Source organism: Bradyrhizobium sp. USDA 4452 (assembly GCF_054063575.1).
Genome location: NZ_JBSSGK010000001.1, coordinates 5860358 through 5884482 on the forward strand (window position 1 = coordinate 5860358; position 24125 = coordinate 5884482).

Genomic DNA, 24125 nt, shown 5'->3' on the forward strand with positions numbered 1-24125 from the left:
TAATGGGATCGTGGTTGCCACGATCCCATTTCCCTCGATGATGCGATGGCGGCAGCGGCCGCCGATCTGGAATTACGGCTTGCGGGCCGGCGTCACTTCGGTGACGTGCCCCATCTTGCGGCCGGGGCGCGGCGTGCCCTTGCCGTACAGGTGCACGGTGGCGCCGGGAACGGTGAGCCACTGCTCGTAGCTCAGGATGTCGTCGCCGATCAGGTTGGTCATGGTGACCTCGCCGTGACGCACCGGCTTGCCCAGCGGCCAGCCGGCGATCGCACGGATGTGCTGCTCGAATTGCGAGATCGAGGCGCCGTCGAGCGTCCAGTGGCCGGAGTTATGAACGCGCGGCGCGATCTCGTTGACCAGCACCGTCGCTGCGCCGTTACCGGGCACCACGAACATCTCCACCGCGAGCACGCCGACATAGTCGAGCGCCGCAGCAATTTTTTCGGCGATCGCTCGCGCCTGCGCCGCAAGCTCGTCGGGGATCGCTGCCGGCGCGCGCGAAGTTTTCAGAATATGGTCGCGGTGCTCGTTCTCGGTGACGTCGAAGCACTCGACCTCGCCGGACGCGGAGCGCGCCGCGATCACCGAGATCTCGCGCTCGAACGGCACGAAGGCCTCGAGGATGGCCGACTTGGTGCCGAGGTCCTGCCAGACCTGCTCGAGGTCGTCGCCGGCGCGGATGATGGCCTGTCCCTTGCCGTCATAGCCGAAGCGGCGGGTCTTGATCACGGCGGGCAGCCCGATCCGCTCGATTGCCGTGCGCAGCGTGGCGACCGAGGAGACGTCGGCATAATCGGCGGTGCCGATTCCGAGCTTGCTGACGAAATCCTTCTCGATCAGCCGGTCCTGCGTGGTCTCGAGGATCTTGTAGGCGGGCAGCACCGGGCGGCGCGCGGCGAGCACCATTGCGGTCGCGGCCGGGACATTCTCGAATTCATAGGTGACGACGTCGACGTCGTTGGCGAACAGTTCGAGCGCCTCGACGTCGGCATATTCCGCGCAGGTCGCGTTCTGCACCACGTCGAATGCCGGCGAGTCCGGATCCGGTGAAAACACCTGGCAGCGCAGCCCGAGGCGCGCCGCGGACATCGCCAGCATCCGGCCCAATTGTCCGCCGCCGAGGATTCCGATGGTGTCGCCCGGCTTCAGCTTCACGAGGTTCGAAGCCGTCACGCCGCGCCCTCCGGATGGTCCTTGACCGCATCGGTCTGCTGCTTGCGCCAGGCCGCAAGGCGGGCCGACAAGGCAGGATCGTTGAGCGCGAGCACGCTCGCCGCGAGCAACGCGGCATTGATCGCGCCGGCCTTGCCGATCGCCAGCGTCCCGACCGGGATGCCGGCCGGCATCTGCACGATCGAGTACAGCGAATCGACGCCGGACAGCGCCTTCGACTCGACGGGAACCCCGAACACCGGAAGCTCGGTCAGCGCGGCCGTCATGCCCGGCAGATGCGCGGCGCCGCCGGCGCCGGCAATGATTACCTTGTGGCCGGCCGCCCTGGCGCCCTTGGCAAAGGCATAGAGCCGATCGGGGGTGCGGTGCGCCGAAACGATGCGCGTTTCGCAGGCAACGCCCAGCGCGGCCAGGGTCTCGGCGGCATGGCGCATGGTCTCCCAGTCGGACTGGCTTCCCATGATGATGGCGATCGGAGCGGTCATCTCTTCAATTCTGTGCAGGAATCCAAATGCATAGGCCGATTATAGGGGCGGCCCGGTTCTCATCCAAGGCGGTGGCAAGGGAGTTAGAATGGACTATCCTGTCTTGGTGAATCCCGGCAAGCCTTCATAAGCAGGCCTCAACAAGGATGCGCATGAAGAAGAAGACGACGGCGGCTGCCTCCGGGGCGGCAAAACGACGAAAAGGCGCGCCTGCCGCGCGCAAATCCGCATCCGGCAGGACGGCAACAAAGGGGACTGGAACCAAAGGGGCTGGAACCAAAGCCTCCACGCGAGGCGCGGTCGCTTCCGGCGACAAATCCACGATCCGCAGGTTGCGGGCGCAACTGGCGCGGGCCCAGGCCCGGATCGAGGAGCTGCAGGCCTCCGCCGAGACCGACTTCCTGCTCGACATCCTGAACCGGCGCGGCTTCGAGCGCGAGCTCGTCCGTTCGCTCTCCTTCATCAAGCGCTATCAGGCCTCCGGCGCGCTGATCGTGCTCGACGTCGATCGCCTCAAGCCGATCAACGATGCCTTCGGGCACGCGGCAGGTGACGAGGTGCTGAAGACCATCGTCGCCGCGATATCGGACCAGGTGCGCGCGTCCGACGTGATCGGCCGTCTCGGTGGCGACGAGTTCGCGGTGCTGCTGTGGAATCTCAGCGAGACCGATGCCCGCGCCAAGGCGGTTGCGCTGGAAGAGGTGATCGATCGCCTGACCTTCGTGTTCCGTGGTAGCCGGGTCACCGCGGGCGCCTCCGCGGGCGTTGCGATCCTCACCGCGCATTCGGATGCCGATCGCGTTCTCGATGAGGCCGACCGTGCGATGTATGTGCGCAAGGCGCAGCGGCGGCATGAATCCAGCCGCTAGCAAGGCCTATAGCGCGCTCAGATCCTCCGGCACGTTGCCGTAGGCGCGCAGCAGCTTGGCATCGCCGAATTCGCCGATTGCGGGATCGCCGGTGCGGCTGAACGCGACGGCGCCGATGCTGCCGGGCATCCGCGACATCCTTTCCGCCCGGCGCAGCGCGATCGACGAGCTCTGGCATTCTTCGGCACTGCCGGCGACAGGCGTACCATCGTCGTCCTGCATGAAGGGCAGCGCCACGTAGTAGGTCACGTCAGCCATTGCTGTGCTCCGCAAAGATCAGGTCAAGGATCAGGCGGCGTCACTCGCCGCATGGGTTCGCGCCGGCACGCAGCCTGCCGCGATCGCGGCCTGCAATTCTTCGAGCTCGGCTTCCAGATACTCGTTGGCCATGATCAGCGCCTTGATGGTGCTGCGCAGGTTGCCGTCGCACATCGCGATCGCCTGGTCGCAAGCCTTCTCGTAACGGCTGTTGTCGGGCAAGGAAGGCGGTGCGGACATGGCGAAACTCCCTCTGATGGCTGGCGGCTGGATTGGCATGTTCTTATTTTGTTCTCATTGAGTCAAGCGCCGAAAAGCGCGCCCGCGCCGTTGCCGCGAACGTGAAGCCGTGAGGCGCTGTGGATGACGGGGAAAACCGCCGTCGGCGCTCCGAACCCGCCGACCGCCGAACCGCAGCGACCGCGCCTCAGGCGATGATGTCGGGCGTGATCTGATCTTCGATGAAGGCGATGCGGTCGCGCAATTGCAGCTTCCGCTTCTTCAAGCGTTGCAGCATCAGGAGATCCGGCGCCGGCGACTGATGCAGCGCGTCGATCGCGGCATCGAGGTCGCGGTGCTCTTGTTGCAGACGCGCAAGCTCGGCGAGGAGTTCGCGCTCATCCTGATCGTTCATGGTTGTGTATTGACTGGTAAGCACGATGAGATTGTTGCGACCGAAGCGGCCGCTCGCCGGAATATCCTCCCTGCGCGCGCGCGGCGCAAGCCGAACCGGTTCCATAGTCACGATTGGTTACAGATAAACGGAAACGCGTGCGTGCGGCATTTCGCGTCCCCTATCGACAGCACCGTCCACTCGTGTACACTTGTTGGTCCGGATCGAACCTGAGGTTTAACGCACCGAGGAGAGTTCGCAATGGCAATACAGGCCCATCTCGTTGAGCTGGAGCGCAAACACAAAATACTCGAGAACGAACTGCATGAAGCGCTCGTTCACCCTTCTGTAGACGATCTCCACATTTGCGAGCTGAAGCGCCGCAAGCTGATGGTCAAGGATCAAATCGAGCGGTTGAGACTTTCCGCCGACGACACGGTCCACTAAACTGGTCCCCCTGTAAATTCGCGAATAACCTGGCCTTTCACCGAGGGATGAACGCCGCCGCGCGCATCCCTCGGGCGGTCATGCTGCATTTGCTCAGAGCTTCGCCAGCTCGCCGACGCAGTCAGCGACCGCGAGCGACGACGTCAGTCCGGGCGACTCGATCCCAAACAGGTTGATCAGGCCGGCGACGCCGTGATCGGCCGGCCCCTGGATCAGGAAATCCTGGGTGGCGACCGCCGGCGGCACGATCTTGGGCCGGATTCCCGAATAGCTCGGCATCAGCGCTCCGTCCGGCAGGGTCGGCCAGTATTTGCGGATCGCCGGATAGAACCGTTCGGCCCTCGCCGGGTCGACGGCGTAATCGATGTGATCGATCCATTCGACGTCGGGGCCGAACCTCGCCTGTCCGGCCATGTCGAGCGTCAGGTGCACGCCAAGGCCGCCGGGCTCCGGCACCGGATAGATCAGGTGCGAGAACGGCGCCTTGGCGCTGCAGCTGAAGTAATTGCCCTTGGCCAGATAGGCCGTTGGAATCAACGCGATCGGCATGCCCTCGACGCTGCGCGCGACCGCCGTGGCGCCAAGGCCCGCGGCATTGACCAGCAGATCGCAGGCCAGCGTCATCGGCGCCGCGCCGCCGACCTCGACCTCGAAGCCGTTGGCGGTGGCCCTGGCGTGGAGCAGCGGCGTATGGAAGGCGAATGCCGCTCCGGCTTCCTCGGCGTCGCCGCGCAGCGCCAGCATGTAGGCATGGCTGTCGATGATCCCGGTGGAGGGCGACAGCAGCGCCGCGTCGCAGTTCAGGGCCGGCTCCAGCGCGCGCGCCGCCTCGGCCGACAGGAGCTGCATGTCGTCGACGCCGTTGGCCTCGGCATGTGCCCGGATCGACTGCAGTTTTTCCGTCTCGGCAGGCGTGGTGGCGACGATCAGCTTGCCGCAATTCTTGTGCGGGATGCCGTGCTCGGCGCAGTAACTGTAGAGCGCCCGCTTGCCGCTGACGCACATCCGCGCCATCAGGCTGCCGGCCCGGTAGTAGATCCCGGCATGGATCACCTCGCTGTTGCGCGACGAGGTCACGGTGCCGATTCCTTCGGCCTCCTCGAGCACAATCACTTCGCGGCCGGCCTGTGCCAGCCGGCGCGCCACGGCGAGGCCGATCACCCCCGCGCCGACGATCACGCAATCAACCCTGTCCATCTCGTCCTTCAGGTCCGAAAATTTCCGCGCGGCCACGCCAACATCGTTCAGCCGATCCGATCGCCTTGGGCAAGTGCTTATTGGGCAAGTGTTTGGGCCATCTCGAATAGTTGGGGGGCCATGCCCTGTTAGTGCAGCATTAATCATGTCAGGGCAATTGCCATAAATTAAGTCACGTTTCCCGGTTGCATCCGTACGCGTTTACCCGATCCAAACCGCCCGAGCCGGACACTCGCCCGAGAAATCCGCGGGTGATCAATGGCTGGCAGGAAGTGGCAGGCGGGCAGGAAGAATTCGATTCCGGCAAGCGCCGCGCTTTGCCTGATCGCTGCCGTCGCGCCCTACGGCGCAGCCCAGGCCGGCACCGGCGCGTTCGCGCCGTCGACCTATCTCGGCAGCCTCGATCCCGGCGTGGTCTGGGAGCTCCTGATCGGCAGCGTGGTGGTCGCGTCCTTTTTCGGCGCGGTCGGGCTGTGGATCCTTTCGGCGCTGCGCAAGGCCAAGCGCGCGCAACTGCGCCGCAACGCCTTCGTGTCGTCCGCCCTCAACCATCTGAACCAGGGCGTGGTGATGACCGATGCGCGCGAGCGCATTGTGTTCTGCAACGACCGCTATCTCGACATCTACGGCCTGTCGCGCGCCGACATCAGGCGCAACATGACCGGCACCGAGCTGCTGGAGCTGCGCCGCGACCGCGGCGTGCTCGACATCAGCGCCGAGGATTTCTTCGCCAGGGCTGCCGCGCCCGATGGGCTGGTCACCGAACTGCCCGGCGGCCGGTCGGTGCTGGTGAAATATTTTCCATTGCCGAACGGCGGCTCGGTCGCGACCCATCTCGATTGCACCGACCAGCGCAAGCTGTCGCGCAAGCTCGCCTCGACCACGCAATTCCTCGAATCCGTGCTCGACAATGTCCCGGTCTGCGTCGCCGCCAAGAACATCGAGGACGGCCGCTACATCTTCGCCAACCGCGCGTTCGAGCGCTTCTCGCGCTTCTCGCGCGATCACATCGTGGGCAAGCGCGCCGACGAGATCTTCCGTCCCGAGACCGCGGTCAGCATCGACACCGCCGACCGCGCGGCGCTGGACGCGCCCGAAGGCTATCACCGCAGCGAATTCTTCGTCGAACGGGGTTCGGAGAGGCGCATCCTGGCATCGAACCGCGTGATCGCCCGCAACGAGGCCGGCGATCCGGAATTCCTGATCGCGCTGTTCGAGGACGTCACCGACCGCCGTTCGCTGTCGCGTGAACTCGAGAACAACAAGAAATTCCTCGAGCTCGTGGTCGACAACATCCCGGTCTCGCTGATCGTGCAGCGCGTCAGCGACGGCCGCTATCTGCTGGCCAACCGCAGCGCCGAGACGATCCTCAACCGCCGCCGCGAGGACGCCGCCGGTCTCACCGCGTCCGACATCTTCAACGAGCGGGAAGCCAAGCTGATCGTCGCTCGCGACGAGGCTGCGATCCGCAAGCGCAGCATGATCGCCGAGGAGCACCCGATCTCGACCAAGGACGGCCTGCGGCTGTTCCTGACCCGCCGCATGACCGTGCCCGACGATCATGGCGAGCCGCAATATCTGATCAAGACCCATGAGGACGTCACCGACCGGCGCCAGACCGAGTCGCGCATGGCGCACATGGCCTATCATGACGGCCTGACCGACCTGCCGAACCGCGCCGCGTTCCTGCAGGCGCTGACCCAGATGATCGAGGCCTGCGACGGCACCGACGAGGAGTTCGCGGTGCTCTGCGTCGACCTCGACGGGCTGAAGGAGATCAATGACGTCTACGGCCATGCGATGGGCGACAAGGTGCTGATCGAAGTCGCGCAGCGCTTACAGACCGTGGCGCGCGGCGGCGTGGTCGCGCGGCTGTCCGGCGACGAATTCGGCCTCATCATCGACGGCCAGCAGCCGGCTGCCGGCATTGCGCTGGCCGAGCAGGCCGCCGAGGCGCTCGGGCAGGACTTCCTGATCGACGGCAAATCGGTACGCACCGGCCTGACCGCCGGGATCGCGGTGTTCCCGCACAACGGATCCGACGCGGCCTCGCTGCTGGCCAACTCCGGCGCGGCGCTGTTCCGCGCCAAGGCGAAGTCGCGCGGCACCATCTCGATCTTCGAGCCGGAGATGGACCAGCAGATCCGCGATCGCCGCGTGCTGCATCAGGAGCTGTCGGTCGCGATCAAGAACGGCGAATTGTCGCTCTACTATCAGCCGCAGGCGGCCACCGGCGCGAGCGTTGCGGCCAGCCGGATCATCGGTTTCGAGGCGCTGGCGCGCTGGCACCATCCGGTGCGCGGCTTCGTGCCGCCCAGTGACTTCATTCCGCTCGCGGAAGAAAGCGGCCTGATCGTCGAGATGGGCGAATGGATCCTGCGCGAAGCCTGCCGGGAGGCGGCCTCCTGGGCGGTGCCGATGCAGGTCGCGGTGAACCTGTCGCCGGCGCAGTTCACCCATGGCGACCTCGTCGGGCTCGTGCATTCGATCCTGCTCGAGACCGGGCTGACGCCCGACCGGCTCGAGCTCGAAATCACCGAAGGCGTGCTGATCGAGGATTTCGACCGCGGCCTGTCGCTGCTGCGGCGGCTGAAGGCGCTCGGGGTCCGCATCTCGATGGACGATTTCGGCAGCGGCTATTCCTCGCTGAGCTACCTGCAGGCGTTTCCGTTCGACAAGATCAAGATCGACCGCGCCTTCGTCATCAATCTCGGCCGCAATCCGCAATCGGCCGCGATCGTCCGCGCGGTCATCGATCTCGGCCACGGCCTCGAGATGTCGATCGTCGCCGAAGGCGTCGAGACCGAGGCGCAGCTCGGTTTCCTCTCGGAAGAGGGCTGCGACGCGGTGCAGGGCTATCTGATCGGCCGCCCGGCCCCGATCGGTCAATTTGCCGCGCTGGTCGGCGGCGACCTGCTTGCCGAAACCGTGCGCAGGGCCGGTTAAATCGGCCTGAACCGCCGGACTGGTCCGGCCGGCGCTGCTTGCCATCCGCGGTATGTCCGGTTACCGTCGAGCCACCACATCATTTCGTGCCGAGAAAGGAGGGCTGCGTCGTGGCGAGATTCAACGATCCCCACCTCAAGCGTGGCCCCGTCAACGCCCTGCAGATGCGTTTGCAGGGCTGACCGGAAACTCGGATAAGATCTCTTCCTGGTCTGCCCTTCGTGGCCGTGCGGCGCCGAGCGTTTGAACGTTCGCGCCTGCACTCAAAGCCCTCGCCGCGCTTCGACACGCACATCCGATGATGGCTGGACGCCTCTCGATGTCGTCGTGTTCGCCGGCAAGACCAGAGAATCGATCGTGACCCTCATCAATGTCCGCAATCTCGGCGTGACGCTGAACGCGCCGCTGTTTTCCGACCTGAACTTTGTCGTCAATGCCGGCGACCGGATCGGCCTCGTGGCCGCCAACGGCCGCGGCAAGTCCACGCTGCTGCGCTGTATCGCAGGCAGCATGGAGCCCAACGAAGGCGACATCACCCGCGCGCGCGGCCTGACCGTCGGCCATGTCGAGCAGGATGCGCCGCAGGGCCTCATGGATACGCCGTTCCATGCCGCCGTGCTCGCCGCGCTTCCGGCCGAGCAACGCGCCGGCGAGAGCTGGCGGGTCGACGTCGCCCTGCAATCGCTCGACGTGCCCGACGAGCTGTGGGCGCGACCGCTCAAGCAATTGAGCGGCGGCTGGCTGCGGCTTGCGCTGCTCGCCCGTGTGCTGGTAACCGAACCCGACGTACTGCTGCTCGACGAGCCGACCAACCATCTCGACCTCGCCAAGATCGGCCGGCTCGAGGGCTGGCTGAACGCGCTGCCGCGCGAGATGCCGGTGGTGATCGCAAGCCACGACCGCGCCTTCCTCGATGCGACCACCAACCGGACGCTGTTCTTGCGCCCGGAACGCTCGCAGCTGTTCGCGTTGCCCTACACCGCGGCGCGCGCGGCGCTCGACGAGTTCGATGCCTCGGACGAGCGGCGCTATCAGCGCGACATGAAGGCGGTTCGCCAGCTGCGGCAGCAGGCCGCCAAGCTCAACAACCTCGGTATCAATTCAGGCAGCGACCTTCTGCTGTCGAAGACCAGGCAGCTCAAGCAGCGCGCCGAGAAGCTCGAGGCGACCGCGAAGCCGGCGCATGTCGAGCACTCGGCCGGCACGATCCGGCTCGCCAACCGCGACACCCATGCCAAGGTCCTGATCAGGCTGAACAACGCCGCGATCGCCACGCCGGACGGCAGGCCGTTGTTCAGGACCGGCCAGCAGTTCATCTGCAAGGGCGACCGGATTGCGCTGCTCGGGCCGAACGGCGCCGGCAAGACCCGGTTCGTCGCGGCGCTGCAGCTGGCGATCGAGAGCACCGAAGCCGCAGCAGCCGAGATCCGGGCCACCGAGTCATTGGTGCTTGGCTATTGCGACCAGGCGCTGGCCGATCTCACCGACAGCGACACGCCGATGCGGATGCTGACGCGGCGCTTTGCGGTCGGCGACCAGCGTGCGCGCGGCCTGCTCGCCGGCACGGGCCTCTCGATCGAAATGCAGGGCCGTCCGATCGGGCGGCTGTCGGGCGGGCAGAGGGCCCGCCTCGGCATGCTGGTGCTGCGGCTCACCCAGCCGAACTTCTATCTGCTCGACGAGCCGACCAACCATCTCGACATCGAGGGCCAGGAAACGCTGGAGGAGGAACTGATGGAGCAGCAGGCCAGCTGCCTCCTGGTATCGCACGACCGCCAGTTCGTGCGCGCGGTCGCCAACCGGTTCTGGGTGATCGAGGGCAAGAAGCTGATCGAGGTCGATGGCCCCGAAGGCTTCTTCGCCGCGGCCGGTGCGGGCTAGCGCCGGCAAAATATCGAAAACAACCCCATGCACAGTAGCCGGTGGCGGTCGGCGTTGCAGCAAGCGACTTGACACGTCGGGCAACTCAGGCGCATTATTCTAATATTCCGAAATCGTGCAAGCGTACGCTCGTCGCCGCAAGCGGGAGAGGCGGGGATGCCGTGAGACCGCTTCACCCGGGCATCGTGTCGTCAAGCGACACGCCTTGACGCATTTTTCGTGCGAACACGTATTTCGTTCGCATTGAAGTGCGATAGGCGTTGCGCATGGCGGATTACGATCTCGCGATCATCGGCGGCGGCCTAAACGGCACGAGCATTGCGCGTGATGCGGCCGGCCGCGTCCTGCGCGTGATCCTGCTGGAGCAGGGCGATCTCGGTTGCGGCGCGTCACAGGCCTCGCCGCGGCTGGTCCACGGCGATCTGGCCGGGCTGGAACGGCGCGAGTTCTTCCGCGTCCGCAAGGCGCTCAGGGAACGCGATGTGTTGCTGCGCATCGCGCCGCATCTGGTGCGGCCGGCGCGGTTTGCGATCCCTGTTCATGCCGAGGAGCGGCCGCCCTGGCAATTGCGGTCGTTGCTGCTGCTCTACGAGCGGTTGGCCTCGCGCAGCGGCCTGCCGCGCTCGGCGACGCTGGATGTCACCCACCATCCGGTCGGCGATGCGCTGAAGCGGCCGTTTGGAACCGCGTTCGAGTATTCCGACTGCATCGTCGACGATTCCCGGCTCGTCGTGCTCAACGCCGTCGATGCCGCGGCGCGCGGCGCCGAGATCCGCACCGGCGCGCGCGTGACCCGGGCCGAGCGCGGCGAGACCTGGCGGCTGGTTGCGATCGACCGCGGCTATCGCCGGGTGATCACGGCGCGGTCGCTGGTCAACGCGACGGGTGCATGGACCGGCTCTGTCGCCGAGACCGTGCTGCGCGTGCCGGCGCCGCGGCTTGCGACCGTTCAGATCAGCCAGATCGTGGTGCGCCGCCTGTTCGACTGCGACTATGTCTATGCGTTTCAGCACGCCGACGGACAACTGATCTTTGCCAGTCCCTACGCGCAAAACTGCACCCTGATCGGCAGCGTCGGTCATGCTTTCAAGGGCGATCCCGCGATTGTCGCGATGAGTGTGCGCGAGGTGGCCTATCTCTGCGACGCAGCCAATCGCTATTTTCGCGAGCAGATCACGCCCGCCGATGTGCTGCGAACGATCTCCGGCGCCAATTCCGTCATTGCGCCCGCACGCCGGCACATGCGCGATGGCGCAGCACTGCTCGATTATCGGCGCGGCAAGGCGCCGCTGCTCACGATCTTCGGCGGCGATGTCACCACGTCCCGCCACCGCGCCGAGCGGGCGGTGTCGGAATTCACGCGGTTCTATCCGATGACGCCGCGCTGGACCGCGACCGCGCCGCTGCCGGGCGGCGAATTCGCCTGGCAGCGCTTCGAGACCGAGGTCGACATCGCGCGCGACCGCTGGCGCTTTCTCGGCGAGGCCGCGGCGCGGCGGCTGGTCGCCGCCTATGGGCTGAACGTGAAAGACATCCTGGGCGATGCGAAGCAGAAGGCTGATCTCGGTCCGGCCTTCGGCCCGGAACTGACCGGCGCCGAGGTGCGCTACCTCATGCGCAAGGAATGGGCGCGCTTTCCCGACGACGTGCTGTGGCGCCGCTCCAAGCTCGGGCTGACCATGCCGCAAGCCGATCGCGATGCGCTCGCCGCATTCATGGCGAAGCCGGATTGAGCTTCGGCTTTCAAACCTCCCCTTGAAAAGGGGAGGTCGCTTTGCTCGGCAGAGCAAGGCGGGTGGGGATCTGCTCTCTCCGCATAGAGCGTCGCCTGCGGCTGACCCCCATCCCGACCTTCCCCTTTCAGGGGGAAGGAGAAGAGCCCTCGGGGCGGCACAACAACGTAGCCCGGATGCAGCGCAGCGAAATCCGGGAGACAGTCAGCAGCCGCAACAGCTTTTATTGCCGCGCCGCCTCCTGCGACCAGGCGAGGTCGCGCTTCGACGGCCGGCGATGCAGCCGCTCCGAGATCAGGCTCGTTGCCTGCCGGCCCTGGCCGGCGCGCAGGCACGCGACGATGAAAGTGTCCTCCCACAATTCGCGTTGCGCGTGGCTGCCGCCGATCCGTACCAGCTCGGGCATCAGCGGCGCCAGGATGCGCACGGCGCGCTCGTGGTCGCCGGCCGCGAAGGCCGCGATTCCCCGGCCGAGCCCGATCGCGGCAGGGCCGGGCGCCAGCTTGCCGTCGGCGTCGCGCGCCGTCATTTCGGCGAGCCGCGTCTCCAGCGCATCGTTGTTCGTCGTGGCCGCGACCAGTGCGTGGTGCACGTCGGCGAAATGCGCACCGGCCCTCGGGAAAAAACCGTCGCCATAGGCGGCAACGTCCTTCCAATGCGACTCCAAACCGGTCTTGCCGGCAACCGTGAGCCGCCACAGCAGCGAGGCCGTGTCGGTATAGATGTTGAGCGGCGGATAGGGCCGGCCCGCCGGCTTGATGTGCTGCTCATAGATGTCGAGCGCGGCGTCGGCGTCGCCTTCCTCGATCGCGATCAGGGCGAGGTGCCAGGCGAGATGGCCCTGCAGGAAGCTCGTCCGGTCATTCGCGGGCAGCCACGCTGAGAGGAAGCTGCGGCCTTCGGCCCCATCGCCCTGCTCGAACAGCGCATGCGCCACGGCGTGCGCGGCGCCGGCGTTCTCCGGCTTCAGCGCATAGCCGCGTTCGGTGAGGGCACGCCCCGCGACGACTTCGCCGGCCTCGGTCTTGGACCAGCCGAGATAGGTGAGGAACCACCAGTCGTTGCCATAGTCGTTGATGTGGCGTTCGCAGATCGCAAGCCGTGCCGCATCGTGGTCGGAGCGTCCGGAGAACGCATAGAGGCCGAAGGCGCCGAGCAGCAGCGAGAGGATCTGCGCATCGCGCGGATATTCGGCAAGATGCTGTTCGGCCGCCGTCATCGCCTTCTTGCCCTGGCCCTCGATCACGGATGCGATGATCTCGATGTGCTGGCGCTCGCGCGGGCTTGCCGTCGCGGCCAGCCGCCGGGCATCGACCGCCTTGGCGCGAGCTGCGGCGCCTTCCATGTTGAGCTGGTGCACGCGGGCGCGGCCGAGATGAGCCAACGCGAAATCGGGGTCCGCGGCGATCGCCGCCTCGAACGCCGCATCCGCACCGTGCAACGCCGCCAGCATCCGATCGACGCCGTCGACATAATACGCGGCGGCGCGGTCCGAATCGGTTGTCAGCGGCAGTCCATAGCGGTCCTGAATCATCGGTTGTCCTCCCGAATTCGGCTGCGAAGTCTAGCAGAGGCGCGGAGGCCGACAATATTGCGGGAGATGTTCGTGAGGCGGTTGAGCCGGTGGCGATCCGCGGCTAGTTTGCCGCCATCATCAGACCTTGCGGGGAATCGGGGCTTCTTGACGTGACATCGGGCGAAGCGAGTGCGGAGGCGACAAAGCCGTTGCCTGAACCGGCCGTCTCGGACATGCCGCTGCTGCGGATCGAGGGCGTCGCCAAGTCGTTCGGCAATTTCCGCGCGGTCGACCAGCTCTCGCTCGACATCCGCGCCGGCGAGTTCTTCGCGCTGCTCGGCCCGAGCGGCTGCGGCAAGACCACGCTGCTGCGTATGCTCGCCGGCTTCGAGACCCCGGACGAGGGCCGAATCCTGCTTGGCGGCAGCGACATCGCCCAGGTGCTGCCGCATGAGCGGCCCGTCAACATGATGTTCCAGAACTACGCGCTGTTCCCGCATCTGTCGGTGCGCGACAACATCGCCTTCGGCCTCAGGCGCGCCGGCATGGCGCGCAAGGATATCGCGACCCGGGTTGCGGAGATGCTGGCCCTGGTCAAGCTCGAGGGGCTGGAGAAGCGCAAGCCGGACCAGCTCTCCGGCGGCCAGCGGCAGCGCGTCGCGCTGGCGCGCTCGCTGGCGCGCCGGCCGCAGGTGCTGCTGCTCGACGAGCCGCTGGCCGCGCTGGACAAGAAGTTGCGCGAGAGCACGCAAGCAGAGCTGATGGAGCTGCAGCGCCGGCTCGGCATGACCTTCATCATCGTCACCCACGATCAGGAGGAGGCGATGACGATGGCCGGCCGGATCGGGGTGATGGATGCCGGCCGTCTGGTCCAGGTCGCGACCCCGCGCAATCTCTATGAGGCGCCGGCCTCGCGTTGGATCGCCGAGTTCGTCGGCGACATCAACCTGTTCAACGGCCAGGTTGCCGCCCGCGAGAATGGACGTTTGAAAGTCTCGACCGCTGAAGCCGGCACGCTCGCGGTCAGCGAGCTGTGGCCGCCGGTGACCAAGGAGGTGGTCAGCGTCGCGATCCGGCCCGAGAAGGTGAAGCTGTCGCGCCGTGCGCCGGCCTCGGATGCGGGCGCATCGCAGACCATCAACCGGCTGGAGGGTGTCGTCACCGACGTCAACTATCTCGGCGGCGTCACCAGCTACCGGGTCAAGCTGGAGACCGGCGCGATGGTGCGCTCGTCGATGGCCAACACCGCGCGGCTCGATGTCGACGCCTATCTCGCCGGCCAGCGCGTCGTCGCATGGTTCACCGCCGACGACTGCCTGGTACTGGAGCAATGAGCGCGCGCCGCATCTTCGCCCGGCCGGCGCGGCTCGCCGCGATCGCGCCCTATCTCTGGATGGTGCTGTTCTTCCTGGTGCCGTTCGGCTTCGTGCTGAAGATCAGCCTGTCGCAGACCGCGATCGCGCAGCCGCCCTATACGCCGGTGTTCGATTTCGCCGAAGGACGCGCGGCGCTGGCGTTGGCGTTTTCGCAATTGTCGTTCGACAATTTCCGCCTGCTGCTGCAGGACAATCTGTACATCCTGTCCTATCTGCGCAGCCTCGTCGTCGCGGTGACTTCGACCGTGATCCTGCTCCTGATCGGCTACCCCATCGCCTATGGCATGGCGCGGCTGCCGCAGCGTTGGCAAGGCGTGGCGATGATGCTGGTGATCGTGCCGTTCTGGACCTCGTTCCTGATCCGGATCTATGCCTGGATCAACATCCTGCAGCATGACGGCCTGCTCAACCGGATCCTGCTGGCGCTGCACATCGTCTCGACGCCGGTGGTCTGGCTGTCGACCGACAGCGCGATGTATCTCGGCATCGTCTACTCCTACCTGCCGTTCATGATCCTGCCGCTCTATGCGACGCTCTCGAAGATGGATGCCTCGCTCCTGGAGGCCGCCGGCGATCTCGGCTCCTCGCCGCGACAGGCATTCTGGCTGGTGACGTTTCCGCTGTCGCTGCCGGGCGTCGGCGCCGGCGCGCTGCTCTGCTTCATCCCGATCGTCGGCGAATTCGTGATCCCCGATCTGCTCGCCGGCTCCAATTCGCTGATGATCGGGCAGACGCTGTGGCTCGAGTTCTTCACCAACAAGGACTGGCCGGTGGCGTCAGCCGCGGCGGTCGCATTGCTGCTGCTGCTGGTGCCGCCGCTCGTGCTCTACGACCGCCTGCAACGTCGCCAGCTTGAGGGTGGCCGCTGATGGCGCACGCCGCGACCCGCCTCACGCGCTTCAACATGACGTCGCTGGCCCTCGGGCTGGCATTCCTCTATCTGCCGATCGTGATCCTCGTGATCTACTCGTTCAACGCCTCGCGGCTGGTGACGGTGTGGGGCGGCTGGTCGCTGCGCTGGTACCACGAGTTCTTCAGCGATCGCGCCATGCTGGATGCGGCGTGGATGAGCCTGTCGGTTGCCGCGGTGTCGGCGACGCTGGCGACCTTGCTCGGCACGCTGGCCGCGGTGGGGCTGGCACGCGGCGAGCGATTCCGGGGACGGGCGCTGTTCTCCGGCATGCTGTATTCGCCGCTGGTCATGCCGGAGGTGATCTCCGGCCTGTCGCTGCTCCTGCTGTTCGTGGCGCTGAATGCCGAGCGCGGCTTCTGGACGGTGACGATCGCGCACACCACGCTGACGATGTGCTTCGTCACCGTGGTGGTGCAGTCGCGCCTCGCCACGCTCGACCGCAGCCTGGAGGAAGCCGCGATGGATCTCGGCTGCGATCCGGTGCGCGCGTTCCTGCTGGTGACGCTGCCGCTGATCGTGCCGGCGATCGTGGCGGGGTGGATGCTGGCCTTCACGCTGTCGCTCGACGACGTCGTGATCGCGAGCTTCACCACCGGGCCCGGCTCGGCGACATTGCCGATCCGTATCTATTCGGAAGTGCGGCTCGGCGTGAAGCCGGAGATCAACGCGATCTGCACGCTGGTGATCGCGCTAATCGCCGTGATCATCGTGGTCGCCTCGTTCGCCTCGAAACTGTCGAGCGCGCGCGGCGAGAGCGCCGCGCCGCTTTAGTCTTGCTGCGTCATAATTTTGCCTCGGCCGTCATTGCGAGGAGCGATAGCGACGAAGCAATCCATTTCTCCGCTCGCGGCGATATGGATTGCTTCGCTTCGCTCGCAATGACGGGGCAACGATGGAGATCACGACTTGACGGCGCCGGCGGTCAGCCCGCCGACCATGTAGCGCTTGAAGGCGTAATAGACCGCAGCGGGCGGCAGCGCGTAGATGAAGCCGGTGGTCATCAACAGCTCCCACGGCGAATCGTCGGCGGCGAGGAAATTGCCGAGCGCGACCGGCAGGGTGATGTCGGTATCTTTCGAGAGCAGCAGGAACGCGTAGAGATATTCGTTCCAGGCAAGCAGAATCGCGTAGGTCCCGACCGCGACCAGCGAGGGCATCATCAGCGGTACATAGACCAGGCGGAACAGCTGCAGCGTGGTGGCGCCGTCCATCGTCGCGGCTTCATCCAGCTCGACCGGCAGTTTGTCGGAAGCCTGCTTCAGCACCCAGATCGCATAGGGCGCTGCGATCGTGACCATCGCCAGGATCAGCGACCAGTGATTGTTGAGCAGGCCGTAGGTGCCCATGGTTCGGTACATCGGCACGGCGAGGAACGCCGCCGGGATGAAGTAGGTGAACAGCGCCATGTTCATGACGGCGCGGCCGCCCGGCACGCGCAGCCGCGAGATCGAGAATGCGGCGGCGGTGGCGACGAACAGCGTCAGCGCGCCGACCGCCAGCGCGATCACGGTCGAATTCCAGAACTGGATCCAGAAGTCGCGCAGGAAGTAATGCTGCTGGTGGAACACGATCGAGAAATTATGCAGCGTCGGATGCGTCGGCCACAGCTTGCCGGTGAACGCGTCCTCCTTCGGCGAGATCGCGAACACGAACATGTGGTAGATCGGGATCATGGTCCAGATGAAGACCGGGATGCCGATCAAGAGCAGCTTGGCATCGGTGCCGACGTCGCGGAGAGTGGGCAGCTTCATCGCGACAACCGTTTCATCATGTAATAGACCAGCGGCAGCACGAACGGCATCGCGCAGATGATCGAGGCCATCGCCAGCGACAGCTGGTCGAGCCTGAGATAGCGGATGCCCAGCGTCGACAGCACGTGGGTGAGGTCGGCGGGGCCGCCGCCGGTGAGCAGGTAGACGCTGTTGAAGTCGCCCAGCGTCCAGATCATCGAGAGCAGCGTGCAGGTGATGTAGAGCGTCTGCATCGACGGCCAGGTGATGTAGCGGAATTTCTGCCACCAGTTGGCGCCGTCGACGTCGGACGCCTCGTACAGATCGTGCGGGATCGCGAGCCGTCCGGTCAAAAGGATCAGCGTCCAGAACGGCAGCGACTTCCAGATGTGCACACCGATCGCCATCGCCAGCGCGACCGCCGGATCGTTCAGCCAGTTCGGGCCGTCGTCGCCGGTGAACTTGAAGATCAGCTGGTTGACCACGCCCCACTCCGGATTGAGCATGAATCGCACCGACAGGATGGTCGGGATCGACGGCACCGCCCAGGGCAGGATGAAGATGACCGACAGCCACCTGATCCAGGGCCGCTGCTGGGCGAAGAAGCCGGACAGGAACAGCGCGATCAGCATCTTGATGTTGATGCCGATGACCAGGAAGATCAGCGTGTTGACGGCCGCGCGTGCGAAGATCGGGTCGTTGTACAGCGCGACATAGCTCGATGGATGACGCGCCAGCCACAGGCCGTAGCCGACCGGATAGACCACGAAGGCAAGGAAGACCAGCAGATAGGGCGCGAGCAGCGCGATGCCCCAGACTTGCGGCGGCGACAGCCGCGCCGACAGCGGCGGGGAGGGGGCATCGGATGCGGAGAGCGTGATCGCCATAGTTGGTTTCGTCCCCTGGCCTTTCCTACCTCGCCCCGCTTGCGGGGAGAGGTCGGATCACATCGTAGATGTGATCCGGGTGAGGGGGTACGGGACTTTCCACGAACACTGCTCGTGGATGGAGCCCCTCACCCCGACCCTCTCCCCGCGAAGAGCGGGGAGAGGGGGAGTCACGATCACCCCGCGACCTGCTTGATGCGGGCGATCAGTTCATCGACGGCCTTGTCCACCGGCACCTTCTCGCTGACGACGCGGTTCATGGCCTTGGCCCAGACGTTCTCGTTGTTCAGGATGGTGAACTTCCAGTTCTTGGTGAAGTCGAACGGCGCGGTGCCGCCGGTGAACTGATTCCACACCGCCTTGCGATGCCGGTCGGCCTGCCAGAACGGGCTCGCCTGGCTGGCCTTGGTCACCGGGAACCAGCGGCCGAGCGCGCCCTCGACATAGGGCCGCACGTTGTCTTCCTGCATCAGGAACGCGATGAACTGCTTGCCCTCCGCCTTGTTCTTGGCGTTGGCGAAGATCAGCCCGGTCTTGACGTCGGAGCGGTACTTGATGGTCGAGCCGTCCGGCGCCTTGGGGAACGACGCCGTGATGATGTCCTGCTCGTAGGCCTGCTTGCCCGCGGCGCGCTGCGCGTCGGTCAGCGCCGGGTTGGTGGAATCCTCGAACCACTTCGCCGCGATGGAGATCGTGAAATTGTGCGTCATCACGATCGTCTTGTTGTGGAACGCGACGTTGTTGTCCGGATCCTTCCAGGTCGTCGAGGACGGCGGCGTGCAGCCCTTGATGTAGGTGTCGGTGTAGTCCTTCAGCGCGTGGATCAGGCCGTCGCGCACCTTGGGATCGTCGACCAGCAGCTTGCCGTCGTCGTCGACCAGCTTGACGTGGTAGGCGTCCATGAAGGTGTAGAACGACTGGAACGAGTCGGTGGATTCCACGCCCATCGGCTGGCCGACGCCGTAGATGCGCTGGCCGGTCGCCTTGCGGATCGCCGGCTGCACCTTGTCGCACCAGAACGTCCAGTAATCCTCCCACTTGGTCGGGATGTCGGCGGCCTTGAAGCCGGCCTTCTCCAGCATGTCGCCCCAGATCTGGACGTGCATGCTCTGCTGCTTCAGCGGGAAACCGTAATAGGACTTCTTCTTGGTGACGTCGTTGTAGAGCAGGGCGGCTTCCAGCGTGTTCGGCGCGAAGGCGTCCTTCATCGGCAGCATGATGTCGGACAGGTCCTCGAGCTTGCCCTCGAAGGCCCACTTGCCCTGGGCCTGCACATCGTAGGTGTCGGAATAAGCGACATCGGGCACGGTGCCGGAATCCAGCGCGGCCACCGTCTTCGGAATCATGTCCTGGATCGCGTATTGCGACAGTTCGACCTTGATGCCGGTCTTGGCTTCGAATTTCTTGATCGTATCGAGCAGCGCGTCGTCTTCGGACTTGTAAAATCCCTTGCCCCACCAGACGGTGATCGTCTTGCCCTGGGCCAGAGCGGGTGCAGTTGCGGCGAACAAGCCGACCGCAGCGACCGCAATTGATAGCGCACCGATAACCTTGGATCTCACGTTGTTCTCCCCTCATGAGGCCGGTTTTTTTAACCGGTTGGAGAAAACACTAGCGCATGCCCGTGACCCGATAAAGGTGCCGCGTCGACGACTTCTGTCGGGGGCTCGCTGGAAAGCGTGGATCAGTCCCGCTGCATTGATGCGGAAAGTGAATGGATCGGTCGGTTCGACAGCGATCGGTTCGACTTTGGGTCAGTTCGATTTGGCATTCTCGGCCGCTGTCGCCGGTGCGCTGCCGGGTGTGCCGGCTGCGGCATCGGGCGCGGTCGCGGGCCGTGCGGTGCCGCCGGTGAAGCGCTCGATTACCGAGCGCACCGCGTCGCGGGTCTTGCGATCCTTCACCGCGTCGAGCAGCGGCGCAGATGCCGGCGAGCGGCGGATCAGGCTTTCCGGATCGGGGAAGATCAGCGGATCGTCCCACGGGCCCTGAATCACGAAGGGCAGATCGAAACCATTGCCGCCGCCGGCCGCCGAGTTCAGGCTGGCGACGCCCTTGAGATCGTATTCGCGCGACGGCACCGAGGCGGTGCCGGTCAGCGTGATCTTCGCCGCGGGGCTCTCGACATGGATGTCGTCGGCGGTCGCGACGCCATCGGCGAATTTCACCGAGACGCTGAGATTGTCGTAGGGTGTCGAGCCGGAGCGGAAATTGCCGCCGCCGGACAGCGGCCGCTTCTCCAGCCGCCGCAGCAATTGTTCGACATTGAAGCCGGCGATCGCGCCGTCGTGTCCGTTCAGCGTCGCGGTGCCGTCGAGCGACGACGCGAGCCCGAACGGGCTCGAGCCGGAGGCCGTCAGCGAGACGTTGAGGTTGCCGCGGCCGGACAACTTGTTGATGCCGAACAGTTCGCTGGCGCAGGCCTGCAGATCGACATCGGTGAACTGGAATTGCGCCCTGACGTCGGCGACCGCATCCGAGCGCGCGATCGCGAACGAACCCTTGGCGATGCCGCCATACATCTGCGCCTCGCCGACGCTGAGCGCGAGCGCGCCGCCCCGCAGATTGGCGCCGAACGCGGTGCGGCCGAGCTTGGACGGGCCGACCGTCACCTTGGCGGCCGACAGGCGCATGTCGAGATCGGTCGACGACAGCGAGGAGAGGTCGAACAGCTGCCTGTTCCAGTCGCGCTGGCCGCTGGCCAGGAGGCGGAACGTCGAGATGTAAGGCGTGAAATCGAGATTGCCGGCGGCCAGCGTCGCTTGCAGCGTCTGCCGGCCGTTATTGGCGTAAGTCATCACGCCTTCGGCGACATTGCCGTCGAGCTCGACATTGACATTGGTGAGCGCCACCGAGCCGCCGACCACATTGGCGCGGGCCTTCAGTGCGAAGCGGCCGAAGCCGCCGCCGCCGCCGGGCGGCGCCTGTCCCATCCAACGCAGCGCGTTGCGCAGCGACGGCGAGTCCATGGTGGCGGTGCCTTCCATCATCAGGCTGGTGCGGTTGGCGACGGTTCCGTCGAACGCAACCTTCAGCGGCGCGCTGGCCAGCCGCGCCTTGAGGCCGGAGCGATCGCCCGACAGCAGCGCGACGAAATCGCTGGCGCTGATCGAGCCGTCGACGCGTTCGCCGCGCCAGTCGAACTGGCCGGTTGCGGCAAACGAGCGCGAGATCGAGGGCCAGGCCAGCGACAGGTCGATATCGCCGAGTTGTTCGGAAATGTGGTTGGTGCCGTCCTCATAATTCAGCTCGCCGTCCTGGATCCTGATCTCCGAGAACGACACCTGGTTCTCGGCGCCGGGCGTCATCGCCTTGGCGATGGTCTCGACGAACGGCGTCCAGTTGCTCTCGCCGGCGCTGTCGCGAACCACATGGATATGCGGGCGGAGCATCATGACGTCGGCAATCTCGAACCGCCGCAGCAACAGCGGCAGCAGGCGCAGGTTCGCGGTCAGCACGTCGACCTGCAAGGCCGGGTCCGTGGTGTCGGCGCCCTTCAGCCCGACATCATGAAAGGAGACATAGCTGCCCGGAAACACCGAAACGTCGATCGGGCCATTGACGACGAGCTCGAGCCCGGTCACCGCGCGGATCTGCGCCTCCACCGCGCTCCGCAGCGCGTCCCGGTTGAGGAACCACGACGTTCCGACCAGCCCGACCACCGCCAGGCCGAAAAGCGCCGCGATCGGCATCCCGAGGCGCTTAATTCCTTGGGCCATCGTCAATGACATATCCGGGTCGGTTGAGGTTTGTCGGGTCGTTGTCGAGCACAGCGGGCTCTCGCCGGAGGCCCTGCCAACCCACGCAACTTGAAGGGTTTTCTTGACGCTTTCAAGGCCATGTTGATGTTGCAGGCCGCCGCCCGTCGCCGCACCGGGCCGCGATTGACGCATTGCGAAGATTTCGCCTAATAATCCGCTTTGACACAGCCGTTTCGCGCCCTCCATCAGGTATTCGCTGCATGAACAAGGTTTATCCCGACGCCAAATCGGCACTCGATGGTCTCCTCAAGGACAACATCATGATCATGTCGGGCGGCTTCGGCCTCTGCGGCATCGCCGAGACCCTGTCGGACGCGATCCGCGATTCCGGCGTCAAGGGCCTCACCGTCGTCTCCAACAACGCCGGCGTCGACGGCATCGGCCTCAGCCGGCTCCTGGAGACGCGCCAGATCAAGAAGATGATCTCGTCCTATGTCGGCGAGAACAAGCTGTTCGCCCAGCAATACCTCGCCGGCGAACTCGAGCTCGAGTTCAACCCGCAGGGCACGCTGGCCGAGCGCATCCGCGCCGGCGGCGCCGGAATCCCGGCCTTCTACACAAAAACGGGCGTCGGCACGCTGATCGCCGAAGGCAAGGAAGTGAAGGAGTTCGACGGCGAGAAGTACATCATGGAACGCGGCCTGTTTGCCGACCTCGCCATCGTGCACGCCTGGAAGGGCGACACCGCCGGCAACCTGGTCTACCGCAAGACCGCGCGCAACTTTAACCCGATGATGGCGACCGCCGCGAAGGTCACCGTCGCCGAGGTCGAGCACCTGGTGCCGGCCGGCGAGATCGACCCGGACCACATCCACACACCCGGCATCTTCGTCAAACGCATCATCGAGGTCGGGACCGGCAAGAAGCGGATCGAGTTCCGCAACACCCGTCCGCGGCCCGCTGCTTAAATCACACCTTTTCAGGAGAGCCTCATGGCCTGGACCCGTGAACAGATGGCTGCCCGCGCCGCCAAGGAGTTGCGCGACGGCTATTACGTCAATCTCGGCATCGGCATCCCGACGCTGGTTTCGAACTACATCCCCGAGGGTATCGACGTCAGCCTGCAGAGCGAGAACGGCATGCTCGGCATGGGCCCGTTCCCCTACGAGGACGAGGTCGACGCCGATCTCATCAACGCCGGCAAGCAGACCGTGAGCGAGCTGCCTTCGACCAGCTATTTCTCCTCGGCCGATTCCTTCGGCATGGTGCGCGGCGGCCATATCGACCTGTCGATCCTCGGCGCCATGCAGGTGGCGCAGAACGGCGACCTCGCCAACTGGATGATTCCCGGCAAGATGGTGAAGGGCATGGGCGGCGCCATGGACCTCGTCGCCGGCGTCAAGCGCGTCGTCGTCGTGATGGAGCATTCCGCCAAGGACGGGCCGAAGCTGCTCAAGCAGTGCAACCTGCCGCTGACCGGCGAGCGCGTGGTCGACATGGTCGTCACGGATCTGGCGGTATTCACCATCGACAAGCACGGCAAGGACGGCATGGCGCTGATCGAACTCGCCGACGGCGTCACGCTCGACGAGGTCAAGGCCAAGACCGAGGCGGAATTCCGCGTCGCGCTGAAGAACACCTGAGATGGGTGATGCGGGACGATCCTCGATCCGTCCCGCACGATCCGACGACGCCGGCTTCATTGCCCGCGTCGTGCTGGCGGCGCAGCGCGGCCCGTTGCCGCGCGGCTGGTTCGACATCGCGCTCGACCGGCCGGAGGATGAATGCCTCGCGTTCATGGCGCGGCTCGCCGTGGCGCGGGTGCGCTCCTGGTACCATGTCGCCCATTTCCTGATCGCTGAGGTCGACGGCGTGCCGGCTGCCGGCCTATGCGCGATGCCCGCATCCGGGACGGTCGTCGCCGCACGCGCAGCGATCGAGGAGGTCGCCGCCGAGACCGGCGTGGATGCCGATGGCATCGTCGCGCGCGGCGGCTATGCCCGCAATTGCTGGGTTCAAGGCGGCGAGGGCGACTGGCTGATCGAGCACGTCGCAAACCTCGGATCCTATCGCGGCGGCGGTCTGGTGCAGGCGCTGATCGGCCGTGCGCTCGCCGACGGCAAGGCTGCCGGCTATTCGCGGGCCTCGATCTCGTTCCTGATCGGCAACGATCCGGCCGAGCGCTGCTACGCCAAGGCCGGGCTTTGCCTTCGCCGAGGAGAAGCGCGACGCCGCATTCGAAGCGCTGACCGGCGCGCCGGGCTTTCGCCGATTTGCGCGGGAGATGTGAGGCGGCGGTAAGCGGCCACAACCACCGTCGTCCTCCTGGCTTTCGCGAGGACGACGATGAGAATGGTTCTCGATTCAAGTTGTCACACCATGCGGTGTCATCGCCTG

Annotated in this window: 22 protein-coding genes; 11 read left to right on the forward strand and 11 right to left on the reverse strand. The window is 65.7% G+C overall.

Annotation, left to right across the window (positions count from 1 at the left end; all coding sequences use genetic code 11):
• Window positions 1–72: 72 nt before the first annotated feature.
• Window positions 73–1176: a 5-(carboxyamino)imidazole ribonucleotide synthase gene (locus ACVISU_RS27875; RefSeq protein ID WP_050401739.1), complete on the reverse strand. Its 1104-nt coding sequence runs from the start codon at window positions 1174–1176 to the stop codon at window positions 73–75.
• On the reverse strand, window positions 1173–1661 hold the full coding sequence (purE, locus tag ACVISU_RS27880; RefSeq protein WP_050401738.1) for a 5-(carboxyamino)imidazole ribonucleotide mutase: 489 nt from the start codon (window positions 1659–1661) through the stop codon (window positions 1173–1175). Before purE ends, ACVISU_RS27875 begins: the two co-directional genes overlap by 4 nt.
• A 146-nt stretch (window positions 1662–1807) precedes the next feature.
• Between purE and ACVISU_RS27885 the strand changes: the two genes are divergently transcribed.
• Entirely contained in the window at window positions 1808–2530 is a 723-nt protein-coding gene (locus ACVISU_RS27885) for a GGDEF domain-containing protein (protein WP_456708993.1), read from the forward strand.
• A gap of 6 nt (window positions 2531–2536) precedes the next feature.
• Here the strand turns inward: ACVISU_RS27885 and ACVISU_RS27890 are convergent, their stop codons facing one another.
• The 3 genes from ACVISU_RS27890 to ACVISU_RS27900 form a co-directional block, all read right to left on the reverse strand.
• The gene (locus tag ACVISU_RS27890) at window positions 2537–2788 is read right to left on the reverse strand and encodes a hypothetical protein (RefSeq protein ID WP_456708994.1); all 252 of its coding nucleotides are present in this window, start codon (window positions 2786–2788) and stop codon (window positions 2537–2539) included.
• Between the two features lie 30 nt (window positions 2789–2818).
• Window positions 2819–3028 (reverse strand): hypothetical protein, encoded by a 210-nt coding sequence (locus ACVISU_RS27895; protein ID WP_050401735.1) that lies wholly within the window; start codon window positions 3026–3028, stop codon window positions 2819–2821.
• A gap of 187 nt (window positions 3029–3215) precedes the next feature.
• Window positions 3216–3422, reverse strand: a complete 207-nt coding sequence (locus tag ACVISU_RS27900; RefSeq protein WP_024583705.1) for a YdcH family protein — start codon at window positions 3420–3422, stop codon at window positions 3216–3218.
• A gap of 240 nt (window positions 3423–3662) precedes the next feature.
• Between ACVISU_RS27900 and ACVISU_RS27905 the strand changes: the two genes are divergently transcribed.
• The gene (locus ACVISU_RS27905) at window positions 3663–3848 is read left to right on the forward strand and encodes a YdcH family protein (protein WP_050422666.1); all 186 of its coding nucleotides are present in this window, start codon (window positions 3663–3665) and stop codon (window positions 3846–3848) included.
• A 93-nt stretch (window positions 3849–3941) separates the two neighbouring features.
• On the opposite strand, the gene ACVISU_RS27910 is transcribed toward ACVISU_RS27905, so the two are convergent.
• Window positions 3942–5045 (reverse strand): NAD(P)/FAD-dependent oxidoreductase, encoded by a 1104-nt coding sequence (locus ACVISU_RS27910; RefSeq protein ID WP_456708995.1) that lies wholly within the window; start codon window positions 5043–5045, stop codon window positions 3942–3944.
• 258 nt (window positions 5046–5303) lie between these two features.
• On the opposite strand from ACVISU_RS27910, the gene ACVISU_RS27915 reads away from it, so the two are divergent.
• The 3 genes from ACVISU_RS27915 (at window position 5304) to ACVISU_RS27925 (ending at window position 11605) form a co-directional block, all read left to right on the forward strand.
• Entirely contained in the window at window positions 5304–7991 is a 2688-nt protein-coding gene (locus ACVISU_RS27915; RefSeq protein WP_456708996.1) for a sensor domain-containing protein, read from the forward strand.
• Window positions 7992–8348: 357 nt separating this feature from the next.
• Window positions 8349–9872, forward strand: a complete 1524-nt coding sequence (locus ACVISU_RS27920) for an ABC-F family ATP-binding cassette domain-containing protein (RefSeq protein ID WP_456708997.1) — start codon at window positions 8349–8351, stop codon at window positions 9870–9872.
• A 266-nt stretch (window positions 9873–10138) separates the two neighbouring features.
• Window positions 10139–11605, forward strand: a complete 1467-nt coding sequence (locus tag ACVISU_RS27925; RefSeq protein ID WP_456708998.1) for a glycerol-3-phosphate dehydrogenase — start codon at window positions 10139–10141, stop codon at window positions 11603–11605.
• Window positions 11606–11828: 223 nt separating this feature from the next.
• Here the strand turns inward: ACVISU_RS27925 and ACVISU_RS27930 are convergent, their stop codons facing one another.
• Entirely contained in the window at window positions 11829–13058 is a 1230-nt protein-coding gene (locus ACVISU_RS27930) for a tetratricopeptide repeat protein (protein WP_456710911.1), read from the reverse strand.
• Window positions 13059–13354: 296 nt separating this feature from the next.
• Here ACVISU_RS27930 and ACVISU_RS27935 point away from each other — a divergent pair, with 296 nt between their 5' ends.
• Genes ACVISU_RS27935 through ACVISU_RS27945 form a run of 3 tightly spaced genes read left to right on the forward strand, consistent with a single transcriptional unit; the run spans window position 13355 to window position 16181 of the window.
• A complete protein-coding gene (locus tag ACVISU_RS27935) occupies window positions 13355–14455 on the forward strand; it encodes an ABC transporter ATP-binding protein (protein WP_456710912.1) in 1101 nt (366 codons plus the stop codon).
• Entirely contained in the window at window positions 14452–15366 is a 915-nt protein-coding gene (locus ACVISU_RS27940; protein WP_050400842.1) for an ABC transporter permease, read from the forward strand. The genes ACVISU_RS27935 and ACVISU_RS27940 overlap by 4 nt, the downstream gene beginning before the upstream one ends.
• The gene (locus ACVISU_RS27945) at window positions 15366–16181 is read left to right on the forward strand and encodes an ABC transporter permease (RefSeq protein ID WP_050400841.1); all 816 of its coding nucleotides are present in this window, start codon (window positions 15366–15368) and stop codon (window positions 16179–16181) included. Before ACVISU_RS27940 ends, ACVISU_RS27945 begins: the two co-directional genes overlap by 1 nt.
• Before the next feature lie 128 nt (window positions 16182–16309).
• Here the strand turns inward: ACVISU_RS27945 and ACVISU_RS27950 are convergent, their stop codons facing one another.
• The 4 genes from ACVISU_RS27950 to ACVISU_RS27965 form a co-directional block, all read right to left on the reverse strand.
• On the reverse strand, window positions 16310–17161 hold the full coding sequence (locus ACVISU_RS27950) for a carbohydrate ABC transporter permease (RefSeq protein ID WP_063695534.1): 852 nt from the start codon (window positions 17159–17161) through the stop codon (window positions 16310–16312).
• The gene (locus ACVISU_RS27955) at window positions 17158–18027 is read right to left on the reverse strand and encodes a carbohydrate ABC transporter permease (protein WP_456708999.1); all 870 of its coding nucleotides are present in this window, start codon (window positions 18025–18027) and stop codon (window positions 17158–17160) included. Before ACVISU_RS27955 ends, ACVISU_RS27950 begins: the two co-directional genes overlap by 4 nt.
• Window positions 18028–18203: 176 nt before the next feature.
• Window positions 18204–19589: an ABC transporter substrate-binding protein gene (locus ACVISU_RS27960; RefSeq protein ID WP_050404356.1), complete on the reverse strand. Its 1386-nt coding sequence runs from the start codon at window positions 19587–19589 to the stop codon at window positions 18204–18206.
• A 192-nt stretch (window positions 19590–19781) separates the two neighbouring features.
• A complete protein-coding gene (locus ACVISU_RS27965) occupies window positions 19782–21746 on the reverse strand; it encodes an AsmA family protein (RefSeq protein ID WP_456709000.1) in 1965 nt (654 codons plus the stop codon).
• A 242-nt stretch (window positions 21747–21988) separates the two neighbouring features.
• Between ACVISU_RS27965 and ACVISU_RS27970 the strand changes: the two genes are divergently transcribed.
• Genes ACVISU_RS27970 through ACVISU_RS27980 form a run of 3 tightly spaced genes read left to right on the forward strand, consistent with a single transcriptional unit; the run spans window position 21989 to window position 24029 of the window.
• On the forward strand, window positions 21989–22696 hold the full coding sequence (locus ACVISU_RS27970) for a CoA transferase subunit A (protein ID WP_050404357.1): 708 nt from the start codon (window positions 21989–21991) through the stop codon (window positions 22694–22696).
• Window positions 22697–22720: 24 nt separating this feature from the next.
• On the forward strand, window positions 22721–23371 hold the full coding sequence (locus ACVISU_RS27975; protein ID WP_050404358.1) for a 3-oxoacid CoA-transferase subunit B: 651 nt from the start codon (window positions 22721–22723) through the stop codon (window positions 23369–23371).
• A 1-nt stretch (window position 23372) separates the two neighbouring features.
• Complete coding sequence (locus tag ACVISU_RS27980) at window positions 23373–24029, forward strand: GNAT family N-acetyltransferase (protein WP_456709001.1); 657 nt, start codon at window positions 23373–23375, stop codon at window positions 24027–24029.
• Window positions 24030–24125: the final 96 nt, after the last annotated feature.

Coding starts and splice junctions, on each gene's coding strand:
- purE (WP_050401738.1), bottom strand. CDS start 1,661: ATGACCGCTCCGATCGCCATCATCATGGGAAGCCAGTCCGACTGGGAG.
- ACVISU_RS27885 (WP_456708993.1), top strand. CDS start 1,808: ATGCGCATGAAGAAGAAGACGACGGCGGCTGCCTCCGGGGCGGCAAAA.
- ACVISU_RS27890 (WP_456708994.1), bottom strand. CDS start 2,788: ATGGCTGACGTGACCTACTACGTGGCGCTGCCCTTCATGCAGGACGAC.
- ACVISU_RS27895 (WP_050401735.1), bottom strand. CDS start 3,028: ATGTCCGCACCGCCTTCCTTGCCCGACAACAGCCGTTACGAGAAGGCT.
- ACVISU_RS27900 (WP_024583705.1), bottom strand. CDS start 3,422: ATGAACGATCAGGATGAGCGCGAACTCCTCGCCGAGCTTGCGCGTCTG.
- ACVISU_RS27905 (WP_050422666.1), top strand. CDS start 3,663: ATGGCAATACAGGCCCATCTCGTTGAGCTGGAGCGCAAACACAAAATA.
- ACVISU_RS27910 (WP_456708995.1), bottom strand. CDS start 5,045: ATGGACAGGGTTGATTGCGTGATCGTCGGCGCGGGGGTGATCGGCCTC.
- ACVISU_RS27915 (WP_456708996.1), top strand. CDS start 5,304: ATGGCTGGCAGGAAGTGGCAGGCGGGCAGGAAGAATTCGATTCCGGCA.
- ACVISU_RS27925 (WP_456708998.1), top strand. CDS start 10,139: ATGGCGGATTACGATCTCGCGATCATCGGCGGCGGCCTAAACGGCACG.
- ACVISU_RS27930 (WP_456710911.1), bottom strand. CDS start 13,058: ATGCTGGCGGCGTTGCACGGTGCGGATGCGGCGTTCGAGGCGGCGATC.
- ACVISU_RS27935 (WP_456710912.1), top strand. CDS start 13,355: ATGCCGCTGCTGCGGATCGAGGGCGTCGCCAAGTCGTTCGGCAATTTC.
- ACVISU_RS27940 (WP_050400842.1), top strand. CDS start 14,452: ATGAGCGCGCGCCGCATCTTCGCCCGGCCGGCGCGGCTCGCCGCGATC.
- ACVISU_RS27945 (WP_050400841.1), top strand. CDS start 15,366: ATGGCGCACGCCGCGACCCGCCTCACGCGCTTCAACATGACGTCGCTG.
- ACVISU_RS27950 (WP_063695534.1), bottom strand. CDS start 17,161: ATGAAGCTGCCCACTCTCCGCGACGTCGGCACCGATGCCAAGCTGCTC.
- ACVISU_RS27955 (WP_456708999.1), bottom strand. CDS start 18,027: ATGGCGATCACGCTCTCCGCATCCGATGCCCCCTCCCCGCCGCTGTCG.
- ACVISU_RS27965 (WP_456709000.1), bottom strand. CDS start 21,746: ATGGCCCAAGGAATTAAGCGCCTCGGGATGCCGATCGCGGCGCTTTTC.
- ACVISU_RS27970 (WP_050404357.1), top strand. CDS start 21,989: ATGAACAAGGTTTATCCCGACGCCAAATCGGCACTCGATGGTCTCCTC.
- ACVISU_RS27975 (WP_050404358.1), top strand. CDS start 22,721: ATGGCCTGGACCCGTGAACAGATGGCTGCCCGCGCCGCCAAGGAGTTG.
- ACVISU_RS27980 (WP_456709001.1), top strand. CDS start 23,373: ATGGGTGATGCGGGACGATCCTCGATCCGTCCCGCACGATCCGACGAC.